Origin of the sequence: Nocardia macrotermitis, from assembly GCF_009604405.1 — a bacterium.
GTDB classification, from domain to species: domain Bacteria; phylum Actinomycetota; class Actinomycetes; order Mycobacteriales; family Mycobacteriaceae; genus Nocardia; species Nocardia macrotermitis.
Genome location: NZ_WEGK01000001.1, coordinates 216,823 through 230,930 on the forward strand (window position 1 = coordinate 216,823; position 14,108 = coordinate 230,930).

The following is a 14,108-nucleotide window of genomic DNA, read 5'->3' on the forward strand; positions in this document are numbered from 1 at the left end:
CCCCAGGAGAACCTCATGACCACGCATGTGACCGGCGGATTCGCCGCCGCCTATCCCGACCTCGACCCGGCCGCGGTCGATTACGAATACCTGCGCGCGGCGTCGCAGGACATGGTGCCCTTCGGTCGGCACGTGGGCACCCTGATCACCGAGATCAGCCCTGACCAGGCCGTCGTGGAGATCCCCGCGATCGACCACGCCCGCAACCACATGGGCACCGTGCACGCGGGCGCGCTGTTCACCGCCGCGGATATCGCGGGCGCGGCGGCGTTCGTGGGCGCGGCCGCGACCCGGCTGACCATCGTCGAGCGGCTGGTGCTGCGCGGCGGCACCGCCTCCTACCGCAAGCCCGCCGTGGGCCGGATCCGCGCGATCGCCACGGTGGATCAGCGCGAGTTGGCCGACATGCTGGCCGCCGAGCGGTCCGCACGTTTCGAACTGGGCGTCAAGGCATTGCTGCGGGACGACAACGACGTGGTGGTCGCGAAATTCACCTTCGACTACGTCGTGGACGTCACCCTCGGCGAGGGCCGGTCATGACCACCGCCACCCCCGAATCCCGTTCCGGCTTCGGCACTCTGGAATCCACCACCGTGACCAGTGCGGACGGGGTGGAGTTCACGCTGCGCTGGCTGCCCGCCGAACGCGCCGACGCGCCCGTGGTGCTGCTGCTGCCGGCCATGGCGATGAAGGCCAAGGCGTATTTCTTCCTCGCGAAAGCGCTGCACGCACAGGGACTTTCGGTGGCGACCTGCGATCTGCGGGCCCAGGGCGAGGCCCGGCCGCCGTTCGGTGAGCACGCCGACTTCGGTTACCGGGAGTTGCTCGAGGTCGATATGCCCGCCGTCGTCTCGGCGGTCGAGCGGCGTTTTCCGGACGCACCGCTGCGGCTGTTCGGGCACAGCCTGGGCGGTCAGGTCGCGCTGCTGTTCGCCGCGGCCGAACCCGAGCGCGTGGCCGGGGTGGCCGTGATCGGCACCGGCACCGTGTTCTGGTGGGCGTTCGGCATCCGCCGCTGGTTCGAGGCATTGAGCCGGATCCAGTGGATCGGGCTGGTGGCGCGGGTCAAGGGGCACTGGCCCGGTGGTGTGCTGATCCCGGCGCCGATGGCCGGGGGCGTCATGCGGGACTGGTCGCTGCACTCGCTGACCAGCTACTACCGCCCGCGCGGCACCCGTCGCCGGTACAACACGCTGCTGGCCGCGATGCGGCTGCCGGTGCTGGCGATCTCACTGTCGGAGGATTCGCTCGGCCCGAAATCCAATGTGGACTTCCTGGTGTCGCGGATGCCGTCCGCGCGGGTGACCAGCTGGCATCTGGACGAGCGCTCGGCGGTCGTGCACCGCGATCACTTCGCCTGGATCAAGGATGCGCCCGCGATCGCGGCCGGTGTGGCGCAATGGATTTCGTCCGGGACCGTGCCCGAGCCCGAGGAGCGTTAGGTGGCCGGACTACGCCTCGAGGCGGTTTCCAAGCGGTTCGGCGGCACCTCCGCCGTGGACGAGGTGAGCCTGGACATCGCGGACGGTGAATTCCTGGTGCTGCTCGGCCCCAGCGGATGCGGTAAATCGACGCTGCTGCGCATGATCGCGGGACTGGAGGAACCCAGTTCGGGTCGAATCCTGTTGGACGGCAACGATATCACCGACGCCCCGGCGCAACGCCGGGATCTGGCGATGGTGTTCCAGAGTTACGCGCTGTATCCGCACCTGACCGTCGCGCAGAACATCGCGTTCCCGCTGCGGGCCCGTCGGCGGCGGCGGGCGTGGATCCGCGAGCGGGTCGCCGAGGTGGCCGCCACGCTGCAACTGGACGAGTTGCTGGGTCGCCGCCCGGCCGCGCTGTCCGGTGGCCAGCGGCAGCGAGTCGCGTTGGCGCGGGCCATGGTTCGCGATCCTGGCGCGTTCCTGATGGACGAACCGCTCTCGAATCTGGACGCCAAACTGCGCAGCGCCACCCGCGCCGAACTGATCGCGCTGCATCGGCGGCTCGGGGCGACCTTCCTGTACGTCACGCACGACCAGGTCGAGGCGATGACGATGGCGACCCGGATCGCGCTGCTGAACGCGGGCCGGGTCGAGCAGGTGGGCGCGCCCGAGGAGCTGTACGACCGGCCGCGGTCGGTCTTCGTGGCCGGATTCCTGGGGTCGCCGCCGATGAATCTGTTTCCCGCCGTGGCGCGCGAGCGCGACGGCGAGTTGCGGGTGATCGCCGACGGAATCGACACCGCCCTGGGCATTTTCGCGTCGGAGGACGACCCGGACACCGACGAGCAACCGGTCGTCGCGGGCGTCCGTCCGGAACATCTGCTCCTGGACGCCGACGCCACCGACATCCGCGGCACCGTGACCATGGTCGAGAATCTGGGCAGCGAAGAGCTGGTGCACTTCTCGATCGGCGAGCTGTCGCTGTGCGCGCGGGTCGCGCGTCCGGCCGGAGTCGCGGTCGGCGCGCAGATCGGCGCCCGGGTCGCGCCCGACCGCATCCACCTGTTCGATCCCGAATCCGGACTGCGACTGCGCCCGCAGCAGTCCGAGATCCCGGCCGCACCCGAGGACGCCCGTCCCGTCGTGCCGGTCCCCTGACTCAGCCACCACTCGATGAGGAGAGAAACCGTGAAACGCACCATGCCCGTCCTGGGCCTGGTACTCGCCTGCACCCTGGCATTGAGCGCCTGCGGTGGTATCGGCGGCACCACCGGAGGCACCACCGCGACGAGCGTCGCGCAGATCCCGCAGCTGAAGCCGGATCAGCAGGTGTCGATCGTGTTCGAGTCCTACAACTACGGCCTGGCCGGATCGTGGACCGACACCTTCAACGCGCTGATCGCCGCGTTCTCCAAGGAACATCCGAATATCAAGGTCACCGCGCAGAAGCCGCAGGGCAACAGCCCCAACCCGGCGACCGACACCATCTCCAGCATCCAGAACCAGATGGCCGCGGGCACCCCGCCGGACGTCGCCCAATTGGGTTTCAGCGACCTGGATTTCACCATCCACCAGCTGGGCGCCAAGCCGCTGGACGAACTGGTCGGCAAGCAGGAGGTGCAGGCCGAGTTCGACGGACCGAAGTACCCCTACGCGGCGCGCGCCCGCACGCTCGACGACTGGGACGGGCACACCTACGGAGTCCCGTTCGTGTTCTCCACGCCGGTGCTGTACTACAACGCCTCGCTGTTCCAGCAGGCCGGACTGGATCCGGCCACGCCGCCGACCACCTGGCAGCAGGTCTCCGACGCCGCGCGCGCCATCGTGGACAAGACCGGTAAGGGCGGGGTCTACATCGACTGCCTGACCAAGACCGCGAAGGACTGGTGCTTCCAGTCGATGGTCCGCTCCAACGGCGGCCGGGTGATCTCCGCGGATCGCAAGACGCTCACCTACGCCGACGCGCCCGCGGTGCAGGTCGCGCAGTTCGGGCAGCAGCTGGTCGCGAGCGGCGTGATGCCCAAGCTCGACCAGAAGCAGGGTTACGAGGGTTTCGCGCGCGGTGACGTCGGGATGATCCTGGAGACCAGTTCGGTGCAGGGCGTGTTCGAGAAGGGCGCGAAGGGCAAGTGGGATCTGCGCGACGCGCAAATGCCCAGCTTCGACGGCAAGCCCACGGTCCCCACGAATTCCGGTGCGGGACTGCACATTCTGTCCAACGACCCGGCCAAGCAGCGCGCCGCGTGGGAGTTGATCAAGTTCCTCACCAGTCCGGAGGCGTTCACCATGATCTCCAAGGGCATCGGCTACCTGCCGCTGCGCACCGGCCTGCTCGACGACCCCGACGGCCTGCGGCCCTGGGCCGAGCAGAACCCGCTGGTCACGCCGAACGTCGCGCAGCTCGAGCGGATGGAGCCGTGGGTGTCCATGCCGGGCGCCAACTATCTCCAGATCCGGGACAACATGATGGACGCCGTCGAATCGGTGGTGTTCCAGGGCAAGGACGCCCGCTCCACCCTCAGCACCGCCCAGCAGGCCGGTGCACGACTGCTGCCCGCGTCATGAACACGCTCACCATCATCCAGCTGACCGACACCCACATCCGCGCCGCCGGGGAACTGCTGCACGGCTGCGTCGACACGATGGCGAATCTGAACGTCGTGCTGGACGGGTTGCGCAACGGGACACGAATCGACGCGCTGGTGTTGTCCGGCGATCTCACCGACAACGGGTCGCCCGAGGCGTACCGGCGGCTGGCCGCGGCCGTGGAACCGGTGGCGGCCGAACTCGGCGCGGCGGTCGTCTACGCCATGGGCAATCACGACGAGCGGGTCGCGTTCGGCGTGGAGTTGCTCGGTATGGACGCCGAGGGCCTGGATCCGGAGCAGCCGCACGATTCGGTCGTCATGGTCGAGGGGTTGCGGATCGTCGCGCTGGACAGCTCGAGCCAGGGTTGCCACAACGGCCATCTCGACGCGGACCAATTGGAGTGGCTCGCAGCGCAATTGAGCACGCCCGCGCCGCGCGGCACGTTGCTGGTGCTGCATCATCCGCCGATTCCGTCCGCGAATCCGGCGGCCGAGGTGCTCAAACTCCAGCGGGCCGAGGAACTGGCGGCGGTCGTCGTCGGCACCGACGTGCGGATGATCGTGTGCGGGCACAACCACTTCACGGCGGCCTCGTCGCTGGCCGGGATCCCGGTGTGGTTGGGACCGGCGGTGGCCTATCGGCTCGACCCGATGGCGCCGGAAGGACGGCACCGCGGCATCAGCGGATTCGGTTACAGCCGCATCGATGTGGTGGGTTCGGCGTTCGTGGCCACGGCGGTGGAGGCGACTCCGGTGTCGGTGGTCTACGACCGGCCGCAGTCCGAGATACTCGCTCAGCTGGCGGCGTCGGCCGCCGAACAGCAGTGATGCTGGTCATCGACACCACCGCCGAGTCGCAACCCGAAACTGTTGCGGCCCAGTCGGTTCCGGCGCGCCGCTCTGCCCTTCGCCGGGCGGGGCGGCGCGCCGTGCCGTATCTGTACCTGGCGCCGGCGCTGGTGCTGCTGGTGGTGTGGACCTATCGGCCGCTGGTGCAGGCGGTGCAGCTCTCGACGTACTCGTGGAATCTGCTGCCCACCTCACCGGCCGAGGCGGTGGGGATGTCGAATTACCGTCGGCTGCTGGATCTTCCGTCGTTCACCGACTCCATCGGGCGCACCGCCGTGCTCATTCTCGGGCTGCTGCCGTTCACGGTGGTGCTGCCGCTGCTGCTCGCGCTGGCCGCGCGGCGGGTGTCCGAGCGGGCGCGCACCGTCTACCAGGCATTCGTCTTCGCGCCGTTCCTGGTCGCGCCGGTCGCGGCCGCCGCGGTGTGGCGCTGGCTGCTCAATCCCGGCAGCGGCGCGGTGGATCGGGCGCTGGGGTCGAATCGCAACTGGGTGTACGAGCCGTCCAGTGCGCCGTGGGTGATCATCGTGATCACCGGCTGGCAATTGCTGGGGTTCGCGGTACTGGTGGTGTGGGCCGGATTCGCCGGTATCAGTGGGGATTACGACGAGGCGGCCCGGGTGGACGGCGCGCGGCCCGGGCAGATCCTGCGCTGGATCACCCTGCCGCTGCTGACGCCGACGCTGCTGTTCCTGACGTTGACCACGGTGCTGCTCAGCCCGGTGCTGACCTTCCCGCTGATCGACACCCTCACCCAGGGCGGGCCGACGCAGTCCACCACGAATATCTATTACCTGTTGTGGGACTACGCCTTCCACAGTTTCGACGCCGGGCTCAGCGCGGCGGCGGGGGTGCTGCTGTTCCTCGGGTTCGGGATGGTGGCCGGGGTGCTGGTGTGGGTCTCGGAAAGGGTGTCCTTCCATGATGATTGACCGCCTGCGCGGCGCCGGCAGCCATCTGCTGCTGGCGGTGACGGCGCTGCTGTGCGCGTTCCCGATCTACTGGTTGTTCGCCACGGCGTTGCGGCGGCCGCAGGACGTGTGGTCGCTGTCGCCGATCCCCTGGCCGCTGTCCACGGCGAACTACCTCGATGCCGCTCGTCAGGTCGATGTGCTCGGGCTGATCGGGAATACGTTCTTCATCGCCGCGCTGTCCGCGGCCGGGCAACTGCTGGTGGCGCTGCTGGCCTCGTACGCGTTCACCATGTACACCTTTCCGCTGCAACGGATCTTGTACCTGGCGTTCGTCGGGACCTGGCTGGTGCCGTTCCAGGTGACCATGCTGCCCAACTACATCCTGCTCAATCAGCTGGGGTTGCTGAACACGCTGGTCGGCGTGGTGCTGCCGACATTGTGTTCGGCATTGGCGGTGCTGCTGCTGCGGCAGCATCTGGCGGCGTTTCCGAAGGAGTTGGTGGCGGCGGCGAAGATGGACGGGCGCTCGTCCTGGTCGATCCTGTGGACCGTGGTGGTGCCGAATCTGCGGCCCGCGCTGGCCGCGCTGGCGATTCTGCTGTTCATCAACGAGTGGAACGAGTATTTCTGGCCCGCGGTGGTGCTGCGCAAGTCCAACGGGGTGTTGCAGCTGGGCCTGCGGAGTTTCCTCAGCAGTGCCGAGCAGGATCAGTGGGGGCCGATGATGGCGGTGGCCAGTCTGGCGTGTCTGCCGGTGATGGTGCTGTATCTGGTGTTGCAGCGGCAGATCGTCAACGCCTTCGTGCGGTCCGGGTTGAAATAGCGCGGATCACGTACGGGGACAACGGAATCGGGGCCGGTCCGGGAGATTCCCGGACCGGCCCCGATTCGTTCGGTCTCAGCGCGTCGCGACCGGCGTGGTGAGCGAGCCGATGAGCGCGGTGTCGTGTTCGCCCGCCCGGAAGCGGGGATGGTCGAGGATGTCGTGCAGGAATTCGGTGGTGGTGGCGACGCCGCGGCCGTCGATCCTGGTCTCCGCCAGCGCACGTCGCATGCGCGCGATGGCCGCGTCCCGGGTCGGGGCCCACACCACGATCTTCGCCAGCAGCGAATCATAGTGCGGCGGAATCGAATACCCGGTCTCGATATGGGTGTCCACCCGCACGAACGGGCCGCCGGGCAGCACACATTCGGTGAGAGTGCCCGGGGCCGGGGCGAATTCGCGGCGCGGGTCCTCCGCGTTGATCCGGCATTCGATCGACACGCCGTTCGGGTGGGCCGCAGCGGGCGGGATCGACAGGCGCTCCCCCGCCGCTATGCGCAGCTGTTCGGCAACCAGATCCAGGCCGGTGACCATCTCGGTGACCGGATGTTCCACTTGCAGACGGCAATTCACCTCCATGAAGTAGAACCGGCCGTCGGGGGCGAGCAGGAATTCGAAGGTGCCCGCGCCGACGTAGCCGACCGCCTCGGCGCCGCGCACGGCCGTCGCGCCGATGCGCTCGACGAGTTCCGGGGACAGGCCCGGCGCGGGTGACTCCTCGACGAGTTTCTGGTGGCGGCGTTGCAGGGAGCAGTCGCGCAGGCCCAGATGTACGACGGTGCCGTGGGTGTCGGCGAGGATCTGCGCCTCCACGTGCCGCGCGGAGTCCAGGTAACGCTCGACGTACAGGCGGCCGTCGCCGAAGACTGCGGCGGCATTGGCCCTGGTCTCCTGCCAGGCCGCGGCGAAATCGGCGTGGTCGCGCACCACCCGCATACCGCGGCCGCCGCCGCCCGCGACGGCCTTGATGATCACCGGATAGCCGATCTCGTCGGCCAGCGCCTCGGCGTCCTCGACCGCGTCGATCGGGTCGCGGCTGCCGGGCAGCAGGGGCAGTCCGGCCGCCGTCATCAACGCGCGGGCGCTGGACTTGTCGCCCAGTTCGGCCATCACCGGGGCCGGTGCGCCCACGAAGACCAGCCCCTCGCTCTCGCACACCTCCGCGAAATCCGGGTTCTCCGAAAGGAATCCGTAGCCCGGGTGGATGGCGTCGGCCCCGGTGGCGCGGGCCGCCTCGATGATCGCCGGGATGTAGAGGTAGCTGCGTTTGGCGGGGCCGGGGCCGATGCGAATGCGTTCGTCGGCCAGCCGCACCGCGGCGCTGTCCCGGTCGGCGGCGGAATACGCTGCGACCGTGGGGATTCCGAGTTCGGCGCAGGTGCGGATGATCCGCACCGCGATCTCGCCGCGATTGGCGACCAGCAGCTTGCCGATCGGGCGGGCGGTCACCGCACCACCTCGAGGACCAGTAGGCCCTGACCGTGTTCGACGGCGTCGCCGTTCTCGGCCAGGAACCGCACCACCCGGCCCTCCTGCTCGGCGATCACCGGGATCATCAGCTTCATCGCCTCGACGATGCCGACCTGCTGGCCCACGCGCACCGGATCGCCCTCGCTGACGAACGGGTCCGCGCCGGGCTCGGTGGCGCGGTAGAAGACGCCGACGGTTTCGGTGGTGATGGTGAATGTGTCTGCGGGGCTGGTGGTCTCGACGTGCGCCGGTTCGGCGGTGGCGAGCGCGGGCTGCGGCACGGTCCCGGCGGGCGGTGTGGCATTCGGCTCGGTCGCCGTATCCGCGTCCCAGCTGATCCGCAGCGAGACCGGGCCGTTCGCGACGGTCACGGAGGTGGCGGTGGAGGCCGAGCGCACGCCCAGGGCGTGCCGGGTGAGCACGGTGAGGGTGCGGTCGGCGGCGGTCGCGTCCACGGCGCGGCCGATGGTCTCGGTGGTGACGGTGTCGGTCATCGCATCTCCTCGGGTTACGCGTCAGGGGTCGTGGTGGTGGCGTCCGGCCCGTCGGCACTCACGCGGCCGAAGGCGCGGAAGCGCTGGTAGCGGGCCTCGGACAGCTCGTCGGGCGAAAGCGCGCGCAAGGTGGACAGCATCCGGGTGACCGCGGTGCGCACCCGGCCGATCATCGCGACCGGATCGCGGTGCGCGCCGCCGGGCGGTTCGAGCAGTACGGCGTCGGCGACGCCCAACCGCAGCAGTGATCCGGAGTCCACCCGCAGCGCGCGGGCCGCACGCGGGGCAGCGGCGGCGTCCTTCCACAGGATCGACGCGCACCCTTCCGGACTGATCACCGAGTAGACGGCGTTCTCGCACACCAGCACCCGATCGGCCACGCCGAGCGCCAGCGCCCCACCGCTGCCGCCTTCACCGGTGATCACGGCCACCACCGGGACATCAAGTCCGGCAAAGAGTTTGAGGGACTCGGCGATGGCCACCGCCTGACCGTTCTCCTCCGCGGCCACGCCCGGATAGGCACCGGCGGTGTCGATCAGGGTGACCACCGGCAACTCCAGCTTGGCCGCCAGCCGCGCGAGTCGCGCCGCTTTGCGATACCCCGCCGGAGTGGGCATCCCGTAGTTGTGCCGGGTCAATTCGGCTGCGGTGTGGCCCTTCTGGGTGCCGATGGCGACCACCGGCTTACCGTCCAGCCGCGCCAGGCCCGCGATCAATGCCGGGCAGTCGGCGGCGAGCCGATCCCCGTGCAGTTCGATGAATTCATCGAAGGCACCGGCAAGGTAGTCCAATGTCGTCGGCCGGCCCAATTCCCGTGCGGCCCTCACACATTCCCAGGGATCCCGTTCGGCCACCGAGTCAGGATCGGTCACCACGAGCGGATCGGGCTGCCGCGACGCATCGGCCGACTCGTCCTCGGGCATCTCACCCAGCCGACCGAACTGCTCCACCATGTCGCGTGCACCCGACGAGTCCGGTTGCACCACAACGTCATCGTGAAAGCCTGCCGCAACCTCCGAACCCGGCTCGGCCTGCATGCCGACCGCAATGGTCGCCCGTGGCTCTCCGGGCATCTCCGCCGAGGAGCCCGGCTGCGCCGACGTATCGGGCGACACGTTCACCGAGGACTCACAGAAGCCCATCGTGGTCGACATATTTGACTGTGCTGCAATATCTTCCGCCGCTTCACGGACGGTCGTCGCGACCAGGCGGGTGAGCCGGTCGCGGAGGGTGTTGCGGTGGCAGATGAGGTCTATGCAGCCGTGGGCGAGGAGGAATTCGGCGGTTTGGAAGCCTTCGGGCAGGGTTTCGCCGATGGTTTGGGCGATCACCCGGGGCCCCGCGAAGCCCAGGCGCGCACCGGGTTCCGCGATGATGATGTCGGTGGAGGTGGCGAAGGAGGCCGCCACGCCGCCGTAGGTGGGGTCGGTGACGACCGAGACGGTCAGTACTCCGGCCTCGTCCAGCCGCTGTAGTGCGTGGCTGGTCTTGGCCATCTGCATGAGCGCCAGGATGCCCTCCTGCATCCGGGCGCCGCCGGAGGCGCTGACGATGACGAGCGGGGCGCGGTCGGCGAGCGCGGTCTCGGCGGCCGTGGTCACCGCCTCCCCCACCGCCGCGCCCAGGCTGCCGCCGAAGAAGCGGAAGTCCAGCACGACCAGTACGACCGGGACGCCGCCCATCCGGCCGCGCACACAGCGGGCCGCATCCGACATCCCGGTGCGTCGCCGGGCGTCGGCCAGCCGTGCGGGATAGTCGCGAGTGTCGGTGAACCGCAACGGATCCGGGATCGTCGGCGCGGTCACGATCTGCTCGGCGGAATCCGCGTCCAGCAGCAGGGCGATGCGCTCGTCGGCGGTGAGCGGGCCGTGGCTGTCGCACTCCGGGCACACCCGGTCGGCGCGGTCGTAACGCTTGCGGTAGATCATGTCGCCGCAACCGGGGCACCGCATCCAGGCGTTGGATGTGGCCGGGCGGGTCTCGAGTATGGTCATCGATCCTCCAGAGGCCGAGGCACGTAGCGGGTGCAGGCCGCGGGCAGCCGGACCCCGGCGGTCCGCAGCTGGGCCACGCGGGTGAGGTACGCCGCGCCGCACATCAATTCGTCGGCGACATCCGCGACGTAGCGGTGGCTGGGGGCGGCCAGGTAGGTGCCCGCCACCCAGGTGTTGAACGCGCCCATCGCCGGGCCGCACCAGATCTGATAGTCCGCGGCGCGGTCGGCCTCGCCGCGGATGCTCCACCCCGACGACAGCCCGAGATACCACCGGAACACCAGGGCCATCCGGTGTTTCGGGTCCTGCGCGGCGCCGGCCAGCTGCGCCGGATCGCGCTCGGTGAAGAATTCGACGCAGTCGCGCCAGATATCGTCCACCGGCCGGCGCAGCACGGTCCGCTCCAGGTCCGACCGCTGCTCGGCGGGAATGTCGTCGAGTCCGCCGTACGCCCGGTACAGGTCGTAGAGCCGCTGCGCGCGGGCGGCGAACATGGTGCCCCGGCGCAGCACCTGCACCTGTACCCCGAGCTCGAACATGTCCGAGGACGGGGCCATCGTGCAGTCCGCGAATTCGGCTGCGGCCAAGAGCTTCTTGGTGTGGTCGCACTGCGCGGCCTCGCGGCAGGACTGGTTCACCGAGCCGGTCACCACGTAGGCCGCGCCGAGCGCGAAGGCCGCGGCGACCGCGTCCGGGGTGCCGATCCCGCCGCCCACGCCGATCCGCACCGCCGCCACGTCGGGCAGGTCGCGGGCGATCCGGTCGCGGGCCGCGACGATCTCCGGGAACAGCACCGTGAGCGGGCGGCGGTCGGTGTGTCCGCCGGAATCGGCCTCGGCGGTGATGTCGTCGGCCATCGGAATCCGCGCGGCCAGCCGGGCCTGCTCGGCGGTGATCTCACCGCGTTCGGTGAGGACCGCGAGCAGCCGCGCGGGGGCGGGCCGCAGGAACAGTTCGGCGACCTCCACCCGGGATACCTTGGCTATCAACCGATGTCGGCGTTCGATATTGCCCTGCCGGTCCACCGCGAGCCCGGCCGCGCGGTACCGCACCACCTCGGTGGTGAGGTCCATGAACGCCGACGCCTCCACGCACCGCACGCCGTGCCGCAGGCAGGCATCGACGATGGCGCGTTCCAGCGCGGGTTCGGAGGGGCTGTGAATCAGATTGCAGGCGAACGGATTTCCGGACAGCGTGCGGCCGAGTTCGCCCAGCGCGGCGTCCACCACCGCCGGTGTCACCCCGGCCGCGCCGTAGGAGGCCAGATATCCCGCCCGCGACATGGCGGCCACCAGGGCGGGCGAGGCGATCCCGTTGGCCATCGCGCCCGCGGCGTAGGCGGCGCGCACGCCGTGTGCCGCCCGGAAGGCACTGTCGCCCAGCCGTTCCGGCGGCAGTGGGCCGACGGCAGTGAGGATCTGCGAGCGCACCGCCAGCGCCTGGGAGGAGGTCACCCCGGTCCGGCCCTCGTGCCGGACCACCCAGCAGGGTATCGCCAGATCCAGCAGTATCGCCGAGATGTCCGCCTCGCTCTCGGCGAGCGCGGGAGTCCCGAAGGTCGTCATGGCCGTTCCGTCCTGCCTCCGGCACCGGATGCCGGTTTTCTCCGCCCGTGGGGACTGTGGCCGCGCGCGCCCGACCGCATGGCGACGCTCACGGCAGCACCGCCCGGTCGGCGAGTTCGATTGCGAGATCGGTGAGTTCGTAGATGCGCAGGCCCGGCTTCCACAGCGAACCGTCCACCACCACGGTGACGGTGTGCGTTTCCCGGCACACCTGCTTGATGTGCGCCTCGAGTTCCACGGTGCCGTCGCTGGGCAGGAACTGTCCGCGATAACGCCAGGAGAATTCGATACCGCACGGAATGCGGAACACCGGATCGGTCATCCCCGCCGCGAATCCCGCGTCGAGCATCCACGCCTGCACCGCGTGGATCACCGACTCCACCCCGAGCGAGCCCGGAATCACCGGATCGAGATGGAAGTGACGCGCGAAATACCAATCTGTGCCGTCGATCTCGCGTAGCGAGTGCAGGTACCCGGCCTGATATCTGCCGCCGTCGTCGATCACCTCGACACGGTCGATAAGCGCCAGCGTATCGCGGGCGCACAGCGGTGCGGCCGGATCGGCGCGGCGCGCGGCCACGTCGATCACCCGGGCCGGAACCCGCGGATGTTCGGCCCGCCAGCTGGGCACCGAGCGGCCCGCGTCGAGGCCGGTCTGATTGGCCAGGGCCTCGTCGCTGAAGTAGCCGAACATGGTCTCGCCGACATAGAACGGCTCGCCGTCGACCGCGAGCGTGTAGTCGAAGGTCTGCAATGAGGATCCGGGCAGCAGCGTGGTCGACAGCAGGCGCGAGAATTGCTGAATCGTCTTGTCCCGCAGGTCGATCCGGCGCAGTACCCGTGCGCTGCCGCCGAGGTTGCGCAGGCTCAGCGTGGTGCCCGGCTGGGTCAGCGTCGGACCGGCGTAGTAGCCCATCAGCAGCGCCGCCTGCAATGAGGTCTCCATGTAGACGAAGTGCGGCATGGAATCGTTGGCGGTGTCGCCGTAGTACCAGGAATCGGCCGGTGAGTCGTATTCGCTGGTGTAGGAGACGCCCTCGAGGACGCCGCGGGCGCCGTCGGAAGTGATCACCCGGTCCACCAGCAGCAGTCCACCGGTCGGCAGCCGGGTCGCACGGACCCCGGTGTACTCCGCGAATTCCGGGCCCATCGCGATGGCCTGATCGCCACGCGAGAGGTGCACCATGTGAAATTCGTTGAGCAGCAAGCCCGTTGAGACCGCACCCGGACCTACTCCGGCACCGGTGGGTTCCCCGGCCGTCACCGTCACCGTGAGTGTTCCGGCGGCGGTGTGCGCGATGGCCTCCACGTGCGGCCGGGGAATCAGGTCGACATCACCGACGACCAGTTCGATCCGCCCCGCGCCCGTGCCGTCCACACCCTCGACCACGGCGGTCAGCGTGCAGCCGGACAGGCACAGGTGCATACCCGTGAAGATCGCGAACACCTCGGCGGCCTGTACCGCCGCCGCCCGCACATCACCCTCGAATTCGGCTGCCAGCCGACCTTTTCCGTTACCACCGCGCAATTCCAACGCCTCGACCCGCGTCAGGACCAACGGCTGCGCGGCGGCCAGGCGAACCGCCGACACCGTGCCCGCCCGCCGGTATGCCGGACCGAACACCTCGGTCACCTCGCCTCGGGTGAGTTGCTCGAGCGCAGTCCGGTCGAGAGTGGTGCGTGCGGAACGAGCCAGCGGTTTGAAGGCGTCCTCGGCGGCGATCGACACGCCGGCCGCCATACCTGCGGTAAGTCCGGCTGTAGACGCATGCGGCCCGGCCGGCATCGGTGCCGCCGCCCCGCCCAATGCCGACCCCGCCGTCACGTCCGACACCAGCGGCGCTGTCCCCGCTGCCGTGGGTGCCGCCGTCCCGATCGAGTGAGTCGCTGCCGTCGACCCGAGCGGCATCCCACGTGTTGGGATCGCCTCCGCTCCAGCCGATTCCAGCCCTTCATTCGGCGCAGATACTCCCGTCACGATCCG

General features: G+C 69.5%; 12 protein-coding genes. 7 read left to right on the forward strand and 5 right to left on the reverse strand.

Annotated features, from left to right (window positions below):
- Window positions 1-15: 15 nt before the first annotated feature.
- The 7 genes from NRB20_RS01000 to NRB20_RS01030 are packed head-to-tail and all read left to right on the forward strand — an operon-like array spanning window position 16 to window position 6,601.
- Window positions 16-540 carry a YiiD C-terminal domain-containing protein gene (locus NRB20_RS01000; RefSeq protein ID WP_153407283.1) on the forward strand — a complete coding sequence of 175 codons (525 nt, stop codon included), beginning with the start codon at window positions 16-18 and terminating at the stop codon, window positions 538-540.
- Window positions 537-1,442, forward strand: a complete 906-nt coding sequence (locus NRB20_RS01005; protein ID WP_153407284.1) for an alpha/beta hydrolase family protein — start codon at window positions 537-539, stop codon at window positions 1,440-1,442. Before NRB20_RS01000 ends, NRB20_RS01005 begins: the two co-directional genes overlap by 4 nt.
- Window positions 1,443-2,585, forward strand: coding sequence for an ABC transporter ATP-binding protein (locus NRB20_RS01010; protein ID WP_319944280.1), 1,143 nt, complete (start codon window positions 1,443-1,445; stop codon window positions 2,583-2,585).
- A 30-nt stretch (window positions 2,586-2,615) separates the two neighbouring features.
- Window positions 2,616-3,992 carry an ABC transporter substrate-binding protein gene (locus NRB20_RS01015; protein WP_319944281.1) on the forward strand — a complete coding sequence of 459 codons (1,377 nt, stop codon included), beginning with the start codon at window positions 2,616-2,618 and terminating at the stop codon, window positions 3,990-3,992.
- Window positions 3,989-4,843: a metallophosphoesterase gene (locus NRB20_RS01020; RefSeq protein WP_153407286.1), complete on the forward strand. Its 855-nt coding sequence runs from the start codon at window positions 3,989-3,991 to the stop codon at window positions 4,841-4,843. The genes NRB20_RS01015 and NRB20_RS01020 overlap by 4 nt, the downstream gene beginning before the upstream one ends.
- Window positions 4,843-5,796: a carbohydrate ABC transporter permease gene (locus tag NRB20_RS01025; protein ID WP_153407287.1), complete on the forward strand. Its 954-nt coding sequence runs from the start codon at window positions 4,843-4,845 to the stop codon at window positions 5,794-5,796. The genes NRB20_RS01020 and NRB20_RS01025 overlap by 1 nt, the downstream gene beginning before the upstream one ends.
- The gene (locus NRB20_RS01030; RefSeq protein ID WP_153407288.1) at window positions 5,786-6,601 is read left to right on the forward strand and encodes a carbohydrate ABC transporter permease; all 816 of its coding nucleotides are present in this window, start codon (window positions 5,786-5,788) and stop codon (window positions 6,599-6,601) included. The genes NRB20_RS01025 and NRB20_RS01030 overlap by 11 nt, the downstream gene beginning before the upstream one ends.
- A gap of 75 nt (window positions 6,602-6,676) precedes the next feature.
- Here NRB20_RS01030 and NRB20_RS01035 read toward each other — a convergent pair whose 3' ends face one another.
- The 5 genes from NRB20_RS01035 to NRB20_RS01055 form a co-directional block, all read right to left on the reverse strand.
- On the reverse strand, window positions 6,677-8,050 hold the full coding sequence (locus NRB20_RS01035; RefSeq protein WP_319944282.1) for an acetyl-CoA carboxylase biotin carboxylase subunit: 1,374 nt from the start codon (window positions 8,048-8,050) through the stop codon (window positions 6,677-6,679).
- Window positions 8,047-8,565 carry an acetyl-CoA carboxylase biotin carboxyl carrier protein gene (locus NRB20_RS01040; RefSeq protein ID WP_227833097.1) on the reverse strand — a complete coding sequence of 173 codons (519 nt, stop codon included), beginning with the start codon at window positions 8,563-8,565 and terminating at the stop codon, window positions 8,047-8,049. Before NRB20_RS01040 ends, NRB20_RS01035 begins: the two co-directional genes overlap by 4 nt.
- Window positions 8,566-8,579: 14 nt before the next feature.
- On the reverse strand, window positions 8,580-10,559 hold the full coding sequence (gene accD, locus NRB20_RS01045; protein ID WP_153407289.1) for an acetyl-CoA carboxylase, carboxyltransferase subunit beta: 1,980 nt from the start codon (window positions 10,557-10,559) through the stop codon (window positions 8,580-8,582).
- Window positions 10,556-12,124, reverse strand: a complete 1,569-nt coding sequence (locus NRB20_RS01050) for a PfaD family polyunsaturated fatty acid/polyketide biosynthesis protein (RefSeq protein ID WP_153407290.1) — start codon at window positions 12,122-12,124, stop codon at window positions 10,556-10,558. Before NRB20_RS01050 ends, accD begins: the two co-directional genes overlap by 4 nt.
- 88 nt (window positions 12,125-12,212) lie before the next feature.
- A complete protein-coding gene (locus NRB20_RS01055; protein ID WP_319944283.1) occupies window positions 12,213-13,853 on the reverse strand; it encodes a hotdog family protein in 1,641 nt (546 codons plus the stop codon).
- Window positions 13,854-14,108 lie beyond the last annotated feature (255 nt).